Genomic DNA, 16,221 nt, shown 5'->3' on the forward strand with positions numbered 1-16,221 from the left:
CCGGCGCGAGGCGGCCGACCGCCAATCTACGGCGGAGTTCCGACATCCGTCGAGATCAGACCGAGCGTCGGCCCTCGAACGCCCGGCCCAGCGTGACCTCGTCGGCGTACTCCAGGTCGCCTCCGACGGGAAGGCCCGACGCCAGACGGGTGACCGAGATCTCGAGCGTGTGCAGCAGCCGGCTCAGGTAGGTGGCGGTCGCCTCGCCCTCGAGATTCGGGTTCGTGGCGAGGATGACCTCCTGCACCGTGCCGTCGGCGAGCCGCTGCATCAGCTGGGTGATGCGCAGGTCGTCCGGACCGATGCCGGCGATCGGGCTGATCGCGCCGCCGAGCACGTGATAGAGCCCACGGAACTCCCGCGTGCGCTCGATCGCGGCGACGTCCTTCGCGTCTTCGACGACGCAGATGAGGGTCAGGTTGCGGCGGGGGTCGCGGCAGATCGAGCAGCGCTCCTGCTCGGAGACGTTGCCGCAGACCTCGCAGAAGCGCACCCTCTCGCGCACGACGCTGAGCAGCTCGGCGAGATGCGACACGTCGAAGTTGGGCGTCTGCAGGATGTGGAAGGCGATGCGCTGCGCCGACTTCGGTCCGATCCCGGGCAGGCGGCCGAATTCGTCGATGAGATCTTGGACGATGCCGTCGTACATGGGCTAGCTGAACCTCGTCGGCGGCTCGTAGGGCTCCTCGCGCACGAATGTGGCGCCGAGAACCTGGCGCACCACCGCCTCGCCGTAGCGCTGCACGCCGCCGTTGCGCGTCGTGACCACCGGAGTCAGGGGCGGCGCGACCGTCGGCGGCACCGGGACGTCGGCGACGGCATCCGGCTCGTCTTCGGGCTCGTCGTCGTCGCGCTCGATCGAGGGGACGACCTCGGTGCGCGGAAGAACGTCTCCCTCGCGCGGGGGCGCCAGGGTTGCGACGCGCGCCATCGAGGTCGCCGCATCTTCGGGCTCGTCGTCGACCGCGAACTGGCCGGGCGTCTCGGTGGGCAGCGCCGCCGGGCCCGGGTCGGGCGGCGGGGCGTCGTCGTCGGAAGGGATCGCCGCGACGGCCCAGTCGGTCACGGGGGCGGCCGCAGCCGACGCTGTCGACGCAGCCCCGGTTGCCGAGGCGCGGGGCGCCGAGACCGGGCCGCGCTGGGTGGGACCGGATGCCGACGCACGGGGTCCTGACGAGGTCGAGGGTCGTGCTGCGGCGGGGGCGGCAGGTGCCGTCGCAGGCGTTCGCGGAGCGGCAGGTGTCTCAGGAGCAACCGGGCGCTGCGGTGCCTCGCGTCCGGGACCGGAGGCCGACGGACTCGCCGGACCGGATGGCGCCGGACCACCAGGACCGCCGCCCGCGTCATGACGGGCGATGTACTTCACACGGATGCCGAGCACGGCCAGGATCGCCTGGCGCAGGTCTTCGCTCGGGCCCTTGCCGGCGGCGAGCTGCTTGAACTTCGCGACGTCGCTCTGGCTCGAGAAGGTGAGCGTGAGCACGTCGTCGTCGAGTGCAGCGGTACGAGCGCCGGAGGCGAGCATCCACGACGAGCGACTGACGTTCTCGAGCTGACCGAGCACCTGCGGCCAGGCCTGCTGCAGGCGCTCCAGCGTGACCGGTCCCGCGGGAACCGGAGGGGCTTCGACGGGAGGGGGCGCCGGCGCCGCGGCCGCGGGTGACGGCGCGGGCTCGCTCGGAGACGCGGGCGCCGAGGCCGCAGCAGGACGGTCGCTCGTCGCGCCCACCGGCGCCGGTGCGCTCGACGCGGGCGCAGGCGCCGGCGCCGCGGCAGCCACAGGCGCTGTCGACGCCGCACTGCCCGCTCCGCGAGCCAGCACGCGAGCGACCATGAGCTCGAGCTGGAGCCGGGGCGAGGTCGCACCCGTCATGTCGTCGAGGGTCGCGATCACGAGGTCGGCGATGTGCGACAGGCGCGACGTGCCGAAGGCATCGGCCTGGCGCTGCATGCGGGCGAGGTCTTCCGCCGAGACGCCGCGCAGCACCGCGGCGGCGCCCTGACCGGTCGCCGACACGACGATGAGGTCGCGCAGGCGCTCGAGCAGGTCGTCGACGAACCGGCGTGGGTCCTGGCCCGTCTGCACGACCCGGTCGACCGCGGCGAACGCGGCCGCGGCGTCGGAGGCGGCGAACGCGTCGACCACCTCGTCGAGCAGCTCGGCGTGGGTGTAGCCGAGCAGCGCGACGGCGCGGGCGTACGTCACGAGAATGGTCCCTGAGCCTGCCGAAGGGTCGGACCCGGCGATGAGCTGGTCGAGCAGCGACAGCGTGTCCCGCGGCGACCCGCCGCCCGCACGCACGACGAGCGGCAGCACGCCCTTCTCCACCTCGACGCCCTCCTGCCCGCAGAGCTGCTCGACGTACTCGAGCATGGCCGCGGGCGGCACCAGGCGGAACGGATAGTGGTGCGTGCGCGAGCGGATCGTGCCGATGACCTTCTCGGGCTCGGTCGTCGCGAAGATGAACTTGACGTGGTCGGGCGGCTCTTCGACGAGCTTGAGCAGGGCGTTGAAGCCCTGCGGCGTGACCATGTGGGCCTCGTCGAGGATGAAGATCTTGAAGCGGTCGCGCGCGGGGGCGAACACGGCGCGCTCGCGCAGGTCGCGGGCGTCGTCGACGCCGTTGTGGCTCGCGGCGTCGATCTCGACGACGTCGAGCGAGCCGCCACCGCCGCGGCCGAGCTCGATGCAGCTGTCGCAGGTGCCGCAGGGCGTGTCGGTCGGCCCCTGCGCGCAGTTGAGACAGCGCGCCAGGATGCGGGCCGACGTCGTCTTGCCGCACCCGCGCGGGCCGGAGAACAGGTAGGCGTGCCCGACCCGGTCGCTGCGCAGCGCCGTCATCAGGGGTTCGGTGACCTGCGACTGCCCGATCATCTCGCCGAACGACTCGGGCCGGTAGCGGCGGTAGAGGGCGGTGGTCACTCCCCCAGCCTACGGCGTGACGCCGACATCGCGGTGGCCGCTCCCGCGGCCTGCTAGATTGCTCGGCAGTGACACGGGGTGCCCGCGCGGCGGGCTGAGAACACACCCGTCGAACCTGATCTCGATCATGCGAGCGAAGGGATGTCGCGATGAACGCGCGCACCGAACCCCACCTGTCCGCCCTCTCCCCCGCCGCCGCGCTGACGGCGCTGCGGGAGGCCTCACCCCTGGTGCAGTGCATCACCAACGCGGTGGTGACGAACTTCACCGCCAACGCCCTCCTCGCCGTCGGCGCGGCCCCGGCGATGTGCGACATCCCCGGTGAGGCAGGGCCGTTCGCAGGCGTCGCAGACGGCGTGCTTGTCAACCTCGGCACCCCGACCGCGGAGCAGCGCGATGCCGCCCGTGAGGCCGTGCGTCACACGCCGCGGTGGGTCCTCGATCCCGTGGCGGTCGGCGTGCTCCCGGTGCGCACGGCTCTCGCGGCCGAGCTGCTCGATCACCGACCGACGATCATCCGCGGCAACGCCTCCGAGATCCTGGCGCTGGCAGGCGCGGGCGCCGGCGGTCGCGGTGTCGATGCGACGGACGGAACGGATGCCGCGGCCGGCGCCGCGCGATCGCTCGCGTTGCGCACCGGCGGCGTGGTCGCCGTGTCCGGCCCGGTCGATCTCGTCACCGACGGCGAGCGGGTCGTGCGGATCCATGGCGGCGACGCGCTCCTCACCCGCGTCACCGGCGGCGGCTGCTCCCTCGGCGCGGTGATGGCCGCGCTGCTCGGTGTATGCGCCCCGCTGGAGGCGGCGGTGGCGGCATCCGCCCTCTACGCGGTCGCATCGGATCGGGCCGCGGCGCGGTCGGAGGGGCCGGGGTCTTTCGCCGTGGCGTTCCTCGATGCGCTCGACGCCGTGGCGGCGGCGCCCGCCGACCTCGATGCGCGCGCCGACGCGCTCGCGGCTCGATGATCCGCGCCGCGCGCCTCGCGGTGCATCTCGTGACCGACGACCGCATGCCGTTCGACCGGCTGGTCGACGTCGTCGACGCCGCGGTCGGCGCCGGAGTCGACGTCGTGCAGCTGCGCGCCAAGTCCATCAGCGCGCGCGAGCTGCTGCGGCAGGCGGTGGCGATGTCGGACGTCATCGACCGCCGCTGCCTGCTCCTGCTCAACGACCGCGTCGACGTCGCCGTCGCCGCGCGCGAGGCGGGGGCGCTCGTCGACGGCGTCCACCTCGGCCAGGCCGACGTGCCGCCCGAGACGGCGCGACGCCTGCTCGGCGCGCACGCCGTCATCGGATGGACGGCGAACTCGCCGGAGCACCGGGTCGCGGCATCCGCTCTGCGTTCCGGCACGGTCGACTACCTCGGAGTCGGGGTGATCCGGCCGACCTCGACCAAGCCCGACCACCCGCCGGCGCTCGGCATCGACGGCTTCGCGGCGTTCGCGACGAGCACGACCGTGCCCTGCGTCGCGATCGGCGGAGTGCGCCTGAGCGACGTCGCACCGCTGCGGGAAGCCGGCGCAGCGGGTATCGCGGTGGTCTCGGCCATCTGCGGCGCCGACGATCCCGCAGCGGCGTCGCGCGCTGTCCGCAGCGCCGCCGACGCGCTCGCGCTCGAGGCCGAGGGGGTCGCTCGGTGAGCGATGTGTCCGTCGCGCAGACCGTGACGGCGCCGCATCGCCCGCAGGCGATCCCGCGCGTGCTGAGCATCGCCGGCACCGACCCGACGGGCGGCGCGGGCATCCAGGCCGACCTCAAGTCCATCGGCGCGCTCGGCGGCTACGGCATGGCGGTGGTGACCGCCCTCGTCGCGCAGAACACGCACGGCGTGCGCGAGGTGCACGTGCCGCCGACGGCGTTCCTCGCCGCGCAGCTCGACGCCGTATCGGATGACGTCCAGATCGATGCGGTGAAGATCGGGATGCTGCAGTCGGCCGAGATCATCGAGACCGTGCGGGAGTGGCTCGCCCGCGTGCGCCCGCCGGTCGTCGTGCTCGACCCGGTCATGGTGGCGACCAGCGGCGATCGGCTGCTCGACCCCGCCGCCGAGGACGCGCTGCGCACGCTCGCGACCGAGGTGGACCTCATCACCCCGAACCTCGCGGAGCTCGCCGTGCTCGTCCGGCGCCCACGAGCGACGGCATGGGAGCAGGCTCTCGCCGACGCGCGGGCTCTCGCGACCGCGACGGGAACGACCGTGCTGCTCAAGGGCGGGCACCTCGACGGAACGGACTGCCCCGATGCGGTCGTCGCGGCCGACGGCGCGGTCCACGAGGTCGGCGGCACCCGCGTCGCGACCCGGAACACCCACGGCACCGGCTGCTCGCTCTCGTCGGCGATGGCGACCCTGCGCGCGGGCGGTGCGGCCTGGCCCGACGCACTGGTGCGCGCGAAGACGTGGCTCACCGGCGCACTCGCGCACGCCGATGCCCTGGGTGTGGGTGGAGGCAACGGCCCGATCGACCACTTCCACGAACAGCGGGTCGCGGCTGAGCCCACGCGGCCGGAGGCTCCGCGCGACGCGCCGGCGGTGCGTGGCGGGGCCGTGGGGAGCGCCCCCGCCGCCTCTTGGGCGGCGCAGGTGTGGGATGCCGCGGCCGCCGTGCGCGCCGACGTCGACGCCCTCGCGTTCGTCCGAGGGCTGGCCGACGGCAGTCTGCCGCGCGCGACGTTCCTGCGCTACCTCGCCCAGGACGCGCTCTACCTCGGCGAGTACTCCCGCGTGCTGGCGAAGGCGAGCGCGCTCGCGCCGACCGCCGAGGAGCAGGTGTTCTGGGCGCGCGCGGCCGAGTCCTCGATCGTCGAGGAGCGGCGGCTGCATGAGTCGTATCTCGGGTCGCCTCCCGACGCGCCCGCACCGCAGACCCTGGCCTACACGAACCACCTGCACGCCGCGGCGCGGTCATACGGCGAGCTCGTCGCCGCACTGCTGCCGTGCTTCTGGCTGTACACCGACCTCGGCGTCCGTCTCGCGGCCCGGCGCCATGACGCGCACCCGTACGACGACTGGCTCGCGATGTACGGCGACCCCGGCTTCACGGCCGCGACCGCGCGGGCGGCCGAGATCGCCGACGCAGCGGCGCGGGAGGCCGGACCGTACGAGCGGGCGCGGATGAGCGACGCGTTCGCCCGCTCGATGGAGCACGAACGGGAGTTCTTCGCCCGCGCATGATGCATCCGGCCCGCCGCGCACCCGCCCGAGAGCAGGAGATCCGGCGGAGACAGGACGGATCGGCTCGGATCGTCCCGTTCTCGCCGGAATCTCCGGTGCTCGCGAGACCGTCAGACGTCCGCCCCGTGCTCGACGTCCGCCGCTCCCACGATGATCGGGATCGTCGAGGTGACGGTCGGCACCGACGCCGACAGCAGCGAGCCGTCCTCGCGACGGGCGTCGCCGAGCTCGCGCAGCGACGGGCGCCCGGCGATGACGGGTCCCTGCCCGTCGAGAGCGGCCACCACCTCTTCGCCCGGGCCGACGACGTAGCCGACGCCGCGCACGCTGAAGCCGACGGGGTCGCCCTCCGTCGCGCGCACGCGCAGCTCGTCGCGGGTCACGGTGACGACCAGGCGCGTGCCGTGCCAGTGCAGCACGAACTCGAGCGAGGGCCACGCCTCGGGCAGCCGCGGGTCGAAGGACAGCTCGCCGAAGTGGTCGCGCATGCCGCCGAAGCCCGATACCAGCGCCGTCCACACGCCGCCGGCAGAGGCGACGTGCACGCCGTCGGCGGCGTTGTGATGCAGGTCGCCGAGGTCGACGAAGATCGACTCGCGGAAGTACTCGAGCGCCAGGTCCTGGTAGCCGACCTCCGCGGCGAGGATCGCCTGCACGACCGCCGACAGCGTCGAGTCGCCCGTGGTCAGCGGGTCGTAGTACTCGAAGTCGGCGAGCTTGTCCTCGTCGGAGAAGTGGTTGCCCTGCAGGAACAGCGCCAGCACCACGTCCGCCTGCTTCAGCACCTGGTAGCGGTAGATCACCAGCGGGTGGAAGTGCAGCAGCAGCGGCCGCTTGTCGGGCGGCGTGTTCTCGAGGTCCCAGATCTCCCGCTCGAGGAACACGTGATCCTGCGGGTGGATGCCGAGGCTCGGGCTGAACGGGATGTGCATGGCCTCCGCGGCCCGCTCCCACGCCTCGGGCTCTCCGGGCTCCAGGGCGAGGCGGTCCACCATCTGCCGGTAGACCTCGCCGTCGACCTCGGCCATCTCGCGCACCGTGCGCGCGGCGAAGCGGAGGTTGAACCGCGCCATGACGTTCGTGAACAGGTTGTCGTTCACGACGGTGGTGTACTCGTCGGGCCCGGTGACGCCGTGGATGTGGAAGGTGTCTCCTTCGCCGTCGATCATGCCGTCGCTCGAGCGCCAGAAGCCGAGGGTCGCCCACAGCCGCGCCGTCTCGACCGCGATGTCGACGCCCTCGCGGAAGAGGAACTCGTCGTCGCCGGTGGCACGGACGTACTTCGCGAGGGCGAAGCTCACGTCGGCGTTGATGTGGTACTGCGCAGTGCCGGCCGCATAGTAGGCCGACGCCTCTTCGCCGTTGATGGTGCGCCAGGGGAACAGTGCACCGGCCTCGTTCAGCTGGAACGCGCGACGGCGCGCGGCGGGCAGCATGAGGTACCGCATGCGCAGTGCGTTGCGGGCCCACAGCGGCGTCGTGTACGCGAGGAACGGGAGCACGTAGATCTCGGTGTCCCAGAAGTAGTGCCCCGAGTAGCCCGAGCCCGTCATGCCCTTCGCCGGCACGCCGAGGCCATCCGCCCGGGCGGTGGCCTGCGCGAGCTGGAACAGGCACCAGCGCGTGGCCTGCTGCAGGTCGGCGTGCCCGGCGATCCGCACGTCCGAGCGCTCCCAGAACGCGTCGAGCCAGGACCGCTGCCGCGTGCGGATGGCGTCGACGCCCTCGCTCAGCGCCCTGTCGAGGGTGCGCCGGCAGCGGTCCACCAGTTCCCGCGCTGGAACGCCGCGCGAGGTGTGGTAGCTGACGAGCTTGGTGACACGGATCGGCACGCCGGCCGTCGCCTGCACGCGGAAGACGTTCTTCGCGATGTCGGGTTCGATGAGCGTGCGCGACGTGTACTCGTTCTCGGTGTCTACGAGATGATCGGCGACGACGGCGATGGTCATCCCGGAGTCGGTGACGCGGTACGACAGCGCCGAGCGGAGCTTGTCCTGCCAGTACTCCTGCGGCTGCAGCACGCGCTCGTGGAGCTTCTCGGTCTTGCGGGGGTCGAAGCCGGCCTTGCGCGAAGCGGTGGGGGTGCCGCCGTAGACGTCTTCGCCGTCCTGCCGGTTGATGATCTGGCTGGCGATGGTGACGGGAGCGTCGGCGTTCAGCACGGTGACCTCGATCGTCATCAGCGCGAGGTGCTTCTCCTCGAACGACACCAGTCGCTCCATGCCGATCATGACGTCCTTGCCGGACGGCGTCGTCCACCGCACGTGGCGGCGCAGGATCCCGTCGCGCATGTCGAGCTCCCGCTCGTACTCGCGGACGTCGGCGACGTCGAGCGACAGCGGCTCGTCGTCCACGTACACGCGCATGACCTTCGCGTCCGGGGCGTTGATGATCGCCTGTCCGACCTCGGCGAAGCCGTACGCCTGCTCGGCGTGGCGGATCGGGAACGTCTCGTGGAACCCGTTGATGAACGTGCCGTCCTCGTGCGCGAACCGCCCTTCCGAGTGGTTTCCGCGCAGGCCGAGATAGCCGTTGCCCACGGCGAACAGCGTCTCGGTGACACCGGAGTCGTCGAGGTCGAACGACGACTCGATCAGCCGCCACTCGTCGACGGGGAAGCGGTCGCGGTCGATCATCGTACGAATTCCTCCAGGTCCTGAACCACGATGTGGGCGCCGGCGTCGATGAGGTCCTGCACCCCGACGCCGCGGTCCACGCCCACGACGAGTCCGAAGCCGCCGGCCGCCGCCGAGCGCACGCCGCTGATGGCGTCCTCGACCGCGGCGCTGCGGGCGGGCTCGACCTCCAGCATCCGGGCCGCCTCTACGAACACGTCCGGCGCGGGCTTGGAGGCGAGGTGGTCGCGTTCGGCGATGACGCCGTCCATCACGACAGTGAATCGATCACGGATGCCGGCTGCCGCCAGCACCTCCTCCGCGTTCTTGGAGCTGGACACCACCGCGACGCGGGTGCCGGCATCCGCCAGCGTGTCGAGCAGGCGCAGCGATCCCGGGTAGGGCGCGATGCCCTCCGCCCGCAGGACGCGCTCGAAGACCGCGTTCTTGCGGTTGCCGATGCCGCACACCGTGTCGGCGGTCGGAGGATCGGACGGATCGCCCCACGGCACCTCCACGTCGCGCGAGCGCAGCAGGCTGGCCACGCCGTCGTAGCGCTTCTTGCCGTCCAGGTGGTCGAAGTAGTCGCGCTCGGTGTAGGGCGGCGTGATGTCCCACGCGGCGAAGAGCTCCTCGAACATGGTCTGCCACGCGTGCATGTGCACTTCGGCCGTGGGCGTCAGGACGCCGTCCAGATCGAACAGCACGGCGTCGAAGGCGGTCAGATCGGGCAGGGCGTCGTGGGCCACAGAACCTCCGGGGGCGAGTGCGGGTGTGTGTGCTCGGCACTCCGTCGCGCCGCTCAGCAAGCGTAATGCGGACGGGCGCCCGCTCGACACCCCGAGACGGTTACGGACGGGCGACGCTCAGGGTCTGGCGGGCGATCTCGAGCTCCTCGTCGGTCGGCACGACGAGGACGGTGACGGCCGACGCGTCGGTCGATATGACACGGATGCCGCGCTCGGCGCTCTCGTTGCGCTCATGGTCGATCTCCACGCCGGCGAATCCGAGCGTCTCGAGCGCCCCGGCGCGTACGCCGGGCGCGTTCTCTCCGACACCGGCCGTGAACGAGATGACATCGGCGCCGCCGAGCTGGGCGAGATAGGCGCCGGCGTAGGCGCGCAGCCGGTGGACGTAGACCTCGAAGGCGAGGAGCGCCCGCGGCTCGCCCCGCCCGATCGCCGCGCGGATGTCTCGCAGGTCGTTGGATCCCGCGAGGCCGAGCAGGCCGCTGCGCTTGTTGAGAAGGTCGTCGAGGTCGTCGACCGACATGCCGGCGCGCCGCTCGAGCTGGAAGAGCACCGCGGGGTCGATGTCGCCCGACCTCGTGCCCATGACGAGTCCCTCGAGCGGAGTGAAGCCCATGGACGTGTCGATGGACCGGCCGCCGTCGATCGCGGTGACCGATGCGCCGTTGCCCAGGTGGAAGACGATCTGCTTCAACTCGACCAGGGGTCGTGCGAGGAAGGCTGCCGCCGCCTCGCTGACGAACTTGTGCGACGTGCCGTGGAACCCGTACCGGCGGATGCGATGGGCTGCCGCGACCTCTGTGTCGATCGCGTAGGTGTATGCCGCCGGCGCGAGGGTCTGGTGGAAGGCCGTGTCGAAGACGGCGACGTGGGGCACATCGGGGAACGCCGTCCGGGCGGCGACGATCCCGGCGAGGTTCGCCGGATTGTGCAATGGCGCGAGCACCGAGAGCTCGTCGATGTTGATCTCGACGAGCGGGGTGATGAGCGTGGGCTCGAAGAACCGCGCGCCGCCGTGGACCACCCGGTGACCGACCGCGACCGGCGGCGTCTCGGTGAGCGACGGACCGTAGGACGCGAACGCGTCCAGCATGACTTCGAAGCCCGCCGTGTGGTCGGGGATCGGCAGCTCGCGTGTGCGCGTCGCGTCGAGGAAGGTGGGCGTGCCTGCCACCTCCCCGGTCGCCGCCGGAGCGGGCGTCGCGTAGACGGTGTGACGGGCGACGCCGATCGGCTCGCCGATGCGCTCGACGAGGCCGGAGGCGAGCGTGCGCTCGGTGTCCATGTCGAGCAGCTGGTACTTGAAGGACGAGGAGCCGCTGTTGATGACGAGCACGGGGGTCACGCGGTTCACTCCCGGACTCCGGTCGTTGAGCGAGCGAGGAACGCCGAGAGTGGCATCACTCCCCCTGCGCCTGGATCGCGGTGATCGCGATGGTGTTGATGATGTCGTCCACCAGCGCGCCGCGGGACAGGTCGTTGATGGGCTTGTTGAGGCCCTGCAGCACCGGTCCGATCGCGACGGCGCCGGCCGAGCGCTGCACCGCCTTGTACGTGTTGTTGCCGGTGTTGAGGTCGGGGAAGACGAACACCGTGGCGCGCCCGGCGACCTCCGAGCCCGGCATCTTCGCCGCCGCCACGGCGGCGTCGGCCGCCGCGTCGTACTGGATCGGTCCCTCGACGAGCAGCTCGGGCGCCCGCGAGCGGACGAGGGCGGTCGCGTCCCTGACCTTCTCGACCTCGGCGCCCGAGCCCGATTCGCCCGTCGAGTACGACAGCATCGCCACGCGAGGATCGATGCCGAACTGCGCGGCCGTCGCGGCGGACGAGATCGCGATGTCGGCGAGCTGCTCGCTGGTGGGGTCGGGGATGACGGCGCAGTCGCCGTAGACCAGCACGCGGTCGGCGAGCGCCATCAGGAACACGCTCGAGACGACCGAGACGCCGGGGCGGGTCTTGATGATCTCGAACGCCGGGCGGATCGTGTGCGCCGTCGTGTGGGCGGCGCCCGAGACCATGCCGTCGGCGAGGCCCAGGTGCACCATCATCGTGCCGAAGTACGACACGTCGGTCACGGTGTCCGCCGCCTGCGCGACGGTGACGCCCTTGTGCGCGCGCAGTCGGGCGTACTCCTCTGCGAACTTGTGCACGTGCACCGCGTCGAGCGGCGACAGCACCTCGGCGCCCTGGATGTCGATGCCGAGCTCGATCGCCCGCGCCCGCACCTCGAACGGCTCGCCGAGGATCACGAGGTCGGCGATGCCGCGCTTGAGCACCGTCGCCGCCGCGCGCAGGACCCGATCGTCATCCCCCTCGGGCAGCACGATGCGCTTGCGCTGCGCGCGGGCCCGCTCGATGAGCTGGAACTCGAACATCAGCGGTGTCACCACCGTCGCCCGCGCCAGGCCGACCGAGACGAGCAGTTCATCGGTGTCGACGCTCTGCTCGAACAGGGCGAGGGCGGTGTCGTAGCGGCGCTGCGAGTCGGCGGCCAGGCGGCCGCGGGTGCCCATGATGCGCACCGCCGTCTCGTACGTGCCGAGCTCGGTGGTGATGATGGGCACGTTCGACCCCAGGCCGTCGATCAGTCGCGTCACGGGCTCGGGCAGCTCGAACCCGCCGTTGAGCACGATGCCCGAGATCGACGGGAAGGTGCCCGAGGCATTCGCCAGCAGCGTCGCCAACAGCACCTCCGACCGGTCGGCGGGGATGATGACCACGGCGCCCTCGAGGAGGCGGGGCAGCACGTTCACCATCGACATCCCCGCGACGACGACCGCAAGCGCTTCGCGGGTGAGCAGGTCGGGGTCGCCGGCGAGCAGCTCGCCGTCGACCGAGCGCATGATGCCGCGGATCGACGGCGCCACCAGATGGCGATCCTCGGGGATGGCCCAGACCGGTACGGGCGATGCGGGCACCGTCGCCTCGCCGTGGTGCGCGTCGATGGAGCGGCGGATCGCAGCGATGGTCTCGTCGGCGATGTCCGCCTCGGCGCGGTTGGCGACGACGGCGAACAGCTTCGCACGGCCGTGCCGCAGCTCGGCGAGCGCGAGATCCGCGATCTGGCCCATCTCGGCAGGCGTGCGCGGGAGCGAGGACCCGAGCTGCTCGGGCTGCGTCTGGTTCTGCGCCGAGCGGCCGCCGAGCACGAGCAGGACCGGCGCGCCCAGGTTCGCCGCGATGCGGGCGTTGTAGGCGAGCTCGGCGGGGCTGCCGACGTCGGTGTAGTCGCTGCCGACGATGACCACGGCCTCGCACTGGGCCTCGACCGCCTTGTAGCGCTCCACGATCGTCGCGAGCGCGGCATCCGGATCCTGCCGCACCTCGTCGTACGTGACGCCGACGCAGTCGTCATAGGGCAGGTCGACGCCGTCGTGGTCGAGCAGCATCTCCAGCACGTAGTCGCGCTCCACGGTCGATCGCGCGATCGCCCGGAACACGCCCACACGCGCGGTCGCGTGACTCAGGGCATCGAGCACGCCGAGCGCGACCGTCGACTTCCCCGAGTGGCCTTCGGCCGACGTGATGTAGATGCTCTGCGCCACCACCCCAGCCTATGGGCGGAGGAGGCGCTCCGTCTCGGCCCCGCTCCGCGCGAGCCCCCGGGACAGGGGCCCTCGGAGTGCGCCGAGGGCGCGCGGTTACGCTCGAGGCATGGATGCTCCCCGACCCGGAATCGACGTTCCCGACCATCGCGGCCGCACGGGACTGGATCGGATCGGGCGCGATCTGCAGCGCAATCCGGACGTGCGGGTGACGGACGTCGAGGTGCTTGCCTCCGCCTGGCATGTGCTGCGCCGCACGACGCTCGAATACCGCGATCCGTCGGGCGGATGGGAGACCCAGCAGCGCGAGACCTACGATCGCGGCAACGGGGCGACGGTGCTGCTCTACGATCCGGATCGGCGCACGGTGCTGCTCACCCGGCAGTTCCGCTACCCGGTCTACGTCAACGACCACCCCGACGGGATGCTCATCGAGACGGCGGCGGGACTGCTCGATGACGACGACCCGGCGACGGCGATCCGCCGGGAGGCGGCCGAGGAGACAGGCGTCGAAGTGGGCGAGCTCGAGCACGTCTGGGACGTGTACATGAGCCCGGGCTCGGTCACCGAGCGGCTCCACTTCTTCGCCGCACGCTACGACGGCTCGAGGCGCACCGCAGACCGAGGCGGACTCCCGGAGGAGGGCGAGCACATCGAGCTGCTCGAGATCGGGATCGGCGACGCGCTGGCGATGGTGCGCGATGGGCGGATCCAGGATGCGAAGACCATCATGCTGCTGCAGTGGGCGGTGCTCGACGGCCCCTTCGCCGCCGGTCCCTGACCGGATCCGGCCGCTCGGCAGAGCGAAGCGCCCGGAAAGATTAAGACTCTCCGCGAACCCGGCAGAGCCTGGTTACCCTTGCTACGTTTCCGTCCTGGGGGAGTTGGCCTGGATGCCGCCTCGCGGAGAGCTTCTGACAGTCTACCCGCTCTGCGCGGGGCTGACGTCACACCACCAGGGGGCCCAGGCGCGCGGCAGCCGGCTGCAGCACCGCCAGCACCGCCGCCGGCTCGTCCACCCGGTGACGTGGCCCCGAGAACCCGACCGCTCCGGCGAACCGACCGCTGCCGTCGAGGATCGGCACCGCGACACAGCCGTATCCCGGGGCGAGCTCGCCGCGCTGGCGAGTGGCGCCCAGCTCGGCGAAGTCCCCGCGCAACGCGCTCTCGGCAGTCCCCTGCTCGATCGTCAGCAGCCGCCCGATCGCGAACCGCGCCGGCTCGCGGGCGAGACGGACCTCGTCCGACAGCGGGAAGTCGGGATCCGCGTCGATCACCGAGATGCGACCGTCGACGAAGAAGACGACATGCACGCCGCCGCGCAGCGCCGAGCGCGCCTCGGCGACCACTCCCCTGGCCGCCGACGTCAGACGTGCCGGCGGCGCAGCCACGGCGGCGAGCTGCACGACCTTGGCGCCCAGCGCGAACCCCGCGAGGTCGGGGGTGCGCACGAGGTACTCGTCCTGCACGAGCAGGTTCAGGAGGCGGTAGGTGGTGGCCCGCGGCAGCCCGAGCTCGAGCGAGATCTCGCGCGCGGTCGCACCGGCGCCCAGGTGCGCCACGGCCTCGAGCACCGTCAGCGCGCTGTGGACCGCCTTCGGCTGACGCGCCGTCAGGGTCGGCCCCGGCGACACCCTCTCAGGCACCGCCCCTCCGCTCCCGCCGGGCGATGCCGCCCAGCACCTCCGAGGCGACGGGCTCGTCGTACGACCCGACGCGCGCGAGCGACGGCGTGCCGCGGCGCAGCCGGACGAGCACCGCGATCGCGGCCACGGCGCCGACCGCGAGCACCACCCAGACCGCGACGCTGCCCGCGGCGGCGTCGACCACGAAGAACGTGACGAGCGCACCGGTGAGCACGACCGCCGACACGGTCGCCGTGATCGCCGATCCGGTCGTGAGCTCGCCGATGCGCCGCAGGAAGACCGGTGCGGCGATGCACACCAGGATGTAGGCCACGATGTACCCCGCGCCGCCGACGGCGATGGTGGCATGCATCGCGCCGCGCACGTCGACGCCCGACAAGAGGAGCAGGAACGGCACGCCGGCGATGAGCGGGAAGGCCAGCGCGACCGCGCCGATGGGCGTGCCGAATCGCGGATGCGCACGGCCCGCCGGCGACGGCAGCACGCGGTCGCGCCCCATGGTGAACAGCACCCGGGTGAGGGCGGTGGTGGACCCGATGGCGCACGCGAGGAACGAGGCCGCGATGCCGATGTCGGCCACGACCCCCCAGCCGCCCAGACCGTACGCCGACGCGAGCTGATTGATCGGCGAGGCGCTGGCGGCGAGCGAGGCACCCATCGCGTCGAAGCCGGCGACCTGGGCGACCGCCGCCAGGACATACAGACCGCCAGACAGCAGCACCGTCCACACGATCGCCCTCGGCACGTTGCGGAGCGGGGCGCGGGCCTCGACGCCGAGCGTCGACGCGCTCTCGAAGCCGACGAAGGCGGTGAGCGCGATGACCGACCCCGCGGCGAGCGCCGCGGGGTCGATCCCGCCGAGCCCGAGCATGCGACCGGGGTCGATCGGGCCGATCCGGATCAGGAGCACGACGAGGAGCACGGCGATGAGGGCCACCGAGAGCACCTCGACCACGAGGGCGATGCGCGAGGACAGCCGGATGCCGCGCACGAGCACGACGGCGACGAAGGCCGCCTCGGCGGCGAGCACGGCGGCGAGCGTCCCCGGGCCTCCTGCCGCGGGCCACGCCGAATCCAGGAGGAACGTGACGTAGTACGCCCCGCCGAGCAGAGCGAACATCGCGATCGCGCCGTAGCCGACGAGGATCGCCGCTCCGGAGGCGAGTCCGGCACCCGGCCCCAGGCCGCGTGCGGTGTAGGTGTAGGTCGAACCTGCAGCGGCCAGCCGCCTCGCGAACTGCGAGATGGTGCGTGCCACGAGAAGGCTGAGAACGCCGGCGAGCACGATCGAGAGCACCGTCGCCGAGGGCGAGATGCCGGCGACGAGCAGCACGACGGTGGTCGCCGCGGCAGCCGGGGCGACGGCGGCCACGGACTGGGCGAGGACGTCGAAGAAGCCCACGCTGCGGCGATCCAGCCCGTCCAGCGGTGAACGCGCCCCGAAGTCGTGGACGGGGTCGGGTCGCGCGATCGCGCGCTCGAGTGCGGTCATGTCGCCTCCGGTGGTGCCCGTGAGACGTTACGCGGGCGCGGTTGCCGGGCCGCTACCCGCGTGTTTCGCCCGTGTGTCAC

At 72.2% G+C, this 16,221-nt stretch carries 12 protein-coding genes, 1 other RNA gene and 1 riboswitch; of the genes, 4 read left to right on the forward strand and 9 right to left on the reverse strand.

Annotated elements, in window-relative coordinates; translation table 11 throughout:
* Positions 1 to 55: 55 nt before the first annotated feature.
* Positions 56 to 649 (reverse strand): recombination mediator RecR, encoded by a 594-nt coding sequence (recR, locus tag MRBLMI12_RS02800; RefSeq protein ID WP_349428237.1) that lies wholly within the window; start codon positions 647 to 649, stop codon positions 56 to 58.
* A gap of 3 nt (positions 650 to 652) precedes the next feature.
* Positions 653 to 2,923, reverse strand: coding sequence for a DNA polymerase III subunit gamma and tau (locus MRBLMI12_RS02805; RefSeq protein ID WP_363353724.1), 2,271 nt, complete (start codon positions 2,921 to 2,923; stop codon positions 653 to 655).
* A 64-nt stretch (positions 2,924 to 2,987) separates the two neighbouring features.
* Positions 2,988 to 3,082, forward strand: a riboswitch (TPP riboswitch).
* Between MRBLMI12_RS02805 and thiM the strand changes: the two genes are divergently transcribed.
* The 3 genes from thiM (at position 3,073) to MRBLMI12_RS02820 (ending at position 6,094) form a co-directional block, all read left to right on the forward strand.
* Positions 3,073 to 3,888, forward strand: a complete 816-nt coding sequence (gene thiM / locus MRBLMI12_RS02810; protein ID WP_363353726.1) for a hydroxyethylthiazole kinase — start codon at positions 3,073 to 3,075, stop codon at positions 3,886 to 3,888. It overlaps the preceding riboswitch by 10 nt.
* Positions 3,885 to 4,562, forward strand: a complete 678-nt coding sequence (gene thiE / locus MRBLMI12_RS02815; protein WP_363353728.1) for a thiamine phosphate synthase — start codon at positions 3,885 to 3,887, stop codon at positions 4,560 to 4,562. The genes thiM and thiE overlap by 4 nt, the downstream gene beginning before the upstream one ends.
* Entirely contained in the window at positions 4,559 to 6,094 is a 1,536-nt protein-coding gene (locus MRBLMI12_RS02820; RefSeq protein ID WP_363353730.1) for a bifunctional hydroxymethylpyrimidine kinase/phosphomethylpyrimidine kinase, read from the forward strand. The genes thiE and MRBLMI12_RS02820 overlap by 4 nt, the downstream gene beginning before the upstream one ends.
* A 110-nt stretch (positions 6,095 to 6,204) precedes the next feature.
* Here the strand turns inward: MRBLMI12_RS02820 and MRBLMI12_RS02825 are convergent, their stop codons facing one another.
* The 4 genes from MRBLMI12_RS02825 to pta form a co-directional block, all read right to left on the reverse strand.
* The gene (locus MRBLMI12_RS02825; protein ID WP_363353732.1) at positions 6,205 to 8,730 is read right to left on the reverse strand and encodes a glycoside hydrolase family 65 protein; all 2,526 of its coding nucleotides are present in this window, start codon (positions 8,728 to 8,730) and stop codon (positions 6,205 to 6,207) included.
* The gene (locus tag MRBLMI12_RS02830; protein ID WP_363353734.1) at positions 8,727 to 9,458 is read right to left on the reverse strand and encodes an HAD family hydrolase; all 732 of its coding nucleotides are present in this window, start codon (positions 9,456 to 9,458) and stop codon (positions 8,727 to 8,729) included. Before MRBLMI12_RS02830 ends, MRBLMI12_RS02825 begins: the two co-directional genes overlap by 4 nt.
* Before the next feature lie 100 nt (positions 9,459 to 9,558).
* A complete protein-coding gene (locus MRBLMI12_RS02835; RefSeq protein WP_363355719.1) occupies positions 9,559 to 10,803 on the reverse strand; it encodes an acetate kinase in 1,245 nt (414 codons plus the stop codon).
* Positions 10,804 to 10,858: 55 nt separating this feature from the next.
* Positions 10,859 to 13,003, reverse strand: a complete 2,145-nt coding sequence (gene pta, locus MRBLMI12_RS02840; protein WP_363353736.1) for a phosphate acetyltransferase — start codon at positions 13,001 to 13,003, stop codon at positions 10,859 to 10,861.
* 109 nt (positions 13,004 to 13,112) lie between these two features.
* Between pta and MRBLMI12_RS02845 the strand changes: the two genes are divergently transcribed.
* Complete coding sequence (locus MRBLMI12_RS02845; RefSeq protein WP_363353738.1) at positions 13,113 to 13,784, forward strand: NUDIX domain-containing protein; 672 nt, start codon at positions 13,113 to 13,115, stop codon at positions 13,782 to 13,784.
* A gap of 38 nt (positions 13,785 to 13,822) precedes the next feature.
* On the opposite strand, the gene ffs is transcribed toward MRBLMI12_RS02845, so the two are convergent.
* From ffs to MRBLMI12_RS02860, 3 genes are all read right to left on the reverse strand, one after another.
* Positions 13,823 to 13,919, reverse strand: an RNA gene (gene ffs, locus MRBLMI12_RS02850) — signal recognition particle sRNA small type.
* Between the two features lie 31 nt (positions 13,920 to 13,950).
* Positions 13,951 to 14,649, reverse strand: a complete 699-nt coding sequence (locus MRBLMI12_RS02855; protein WP_363353740.1) for an IclR family transcriptional regulator — start codon at positions 14,647 to 14,649, stop codon at positions 13,951 to 13,953.
* Positions 14,642 to 16,141 carry an APC family permease gene (locus MRBLMI12_RS02860; protein ID WP_363353742.1) on the reverse strand — a complete coding sequence of 500 codons (1,500 nt, stop codon included), beginning with the start codon at positions 16,139 to 16,141 and terminating at the stop codon, positions 14,642 to 14,644. The genes MRBLMI12_RS02855 and MRBLMI12_RS02860 overlap by 8 nt, the downstream gene beginning before the upstream one ends.
* Positions 16,142 to 16,221: the final 80 nt, after the last annotated feature.

The sequence above is a fragment of the Microbacterium sp. LMI12-1-1.1 genome (assembly GCF_040676455.1).
Taxonomy (GTDB): Bacteria; Actinomycetota; Actinomycetes; order Actinomycetales; family Microbacteriaceae; genus Microbacterium.

What these genes read in the sequence shown, in the direction of transcription:
- MRBLMI12_RS02845 (WP_363353738.1), top strand. Translation starts at nt 13,113, where the DNA reads ATGGATGCTCCCCGACCCGGAATCGACGTTCCCGACCATCGCGGCCGC.
- thiE (WP_363353728.1), top strand. Translation starts at nt 3,885, where the DNA reads ATGATCCGCGCCGCGCGCCTCGCGGTGCATCTCGTGACCGACGACCGC.
- MRBLMI12_RS02825 (WP_363353732.1), bottom strand. Translation starts at nt 8,730, where the DNA reads ATGATCGACCGCGACCGCTTCCCCGTCGACGAGTGGCGGCTGATCGAG.
- MRBLMI12_RS02860 (WP_363353742.1), bottom strand. Translation starts at nt 16,141, where the DNA reads ATGACCGCACTCGAGCGCGCGATCGCGCGACCCGACCCCGTCCACGAC.
- recR (WP_349428237.1), bottom strand. Translation starts at nt 649, where the DNA reads ATGTACGACGGCATCGTCCAAGATCTCATCGACGAATTCGGCCGCCTG.
- thiM (WP_363353726.1), top strand. Translation starts at nt 3,073, where the DNA reads ATGAACGCGCGCACCGAACCCCACCTGTCCGCCCTCTCCCCCGCCGCC.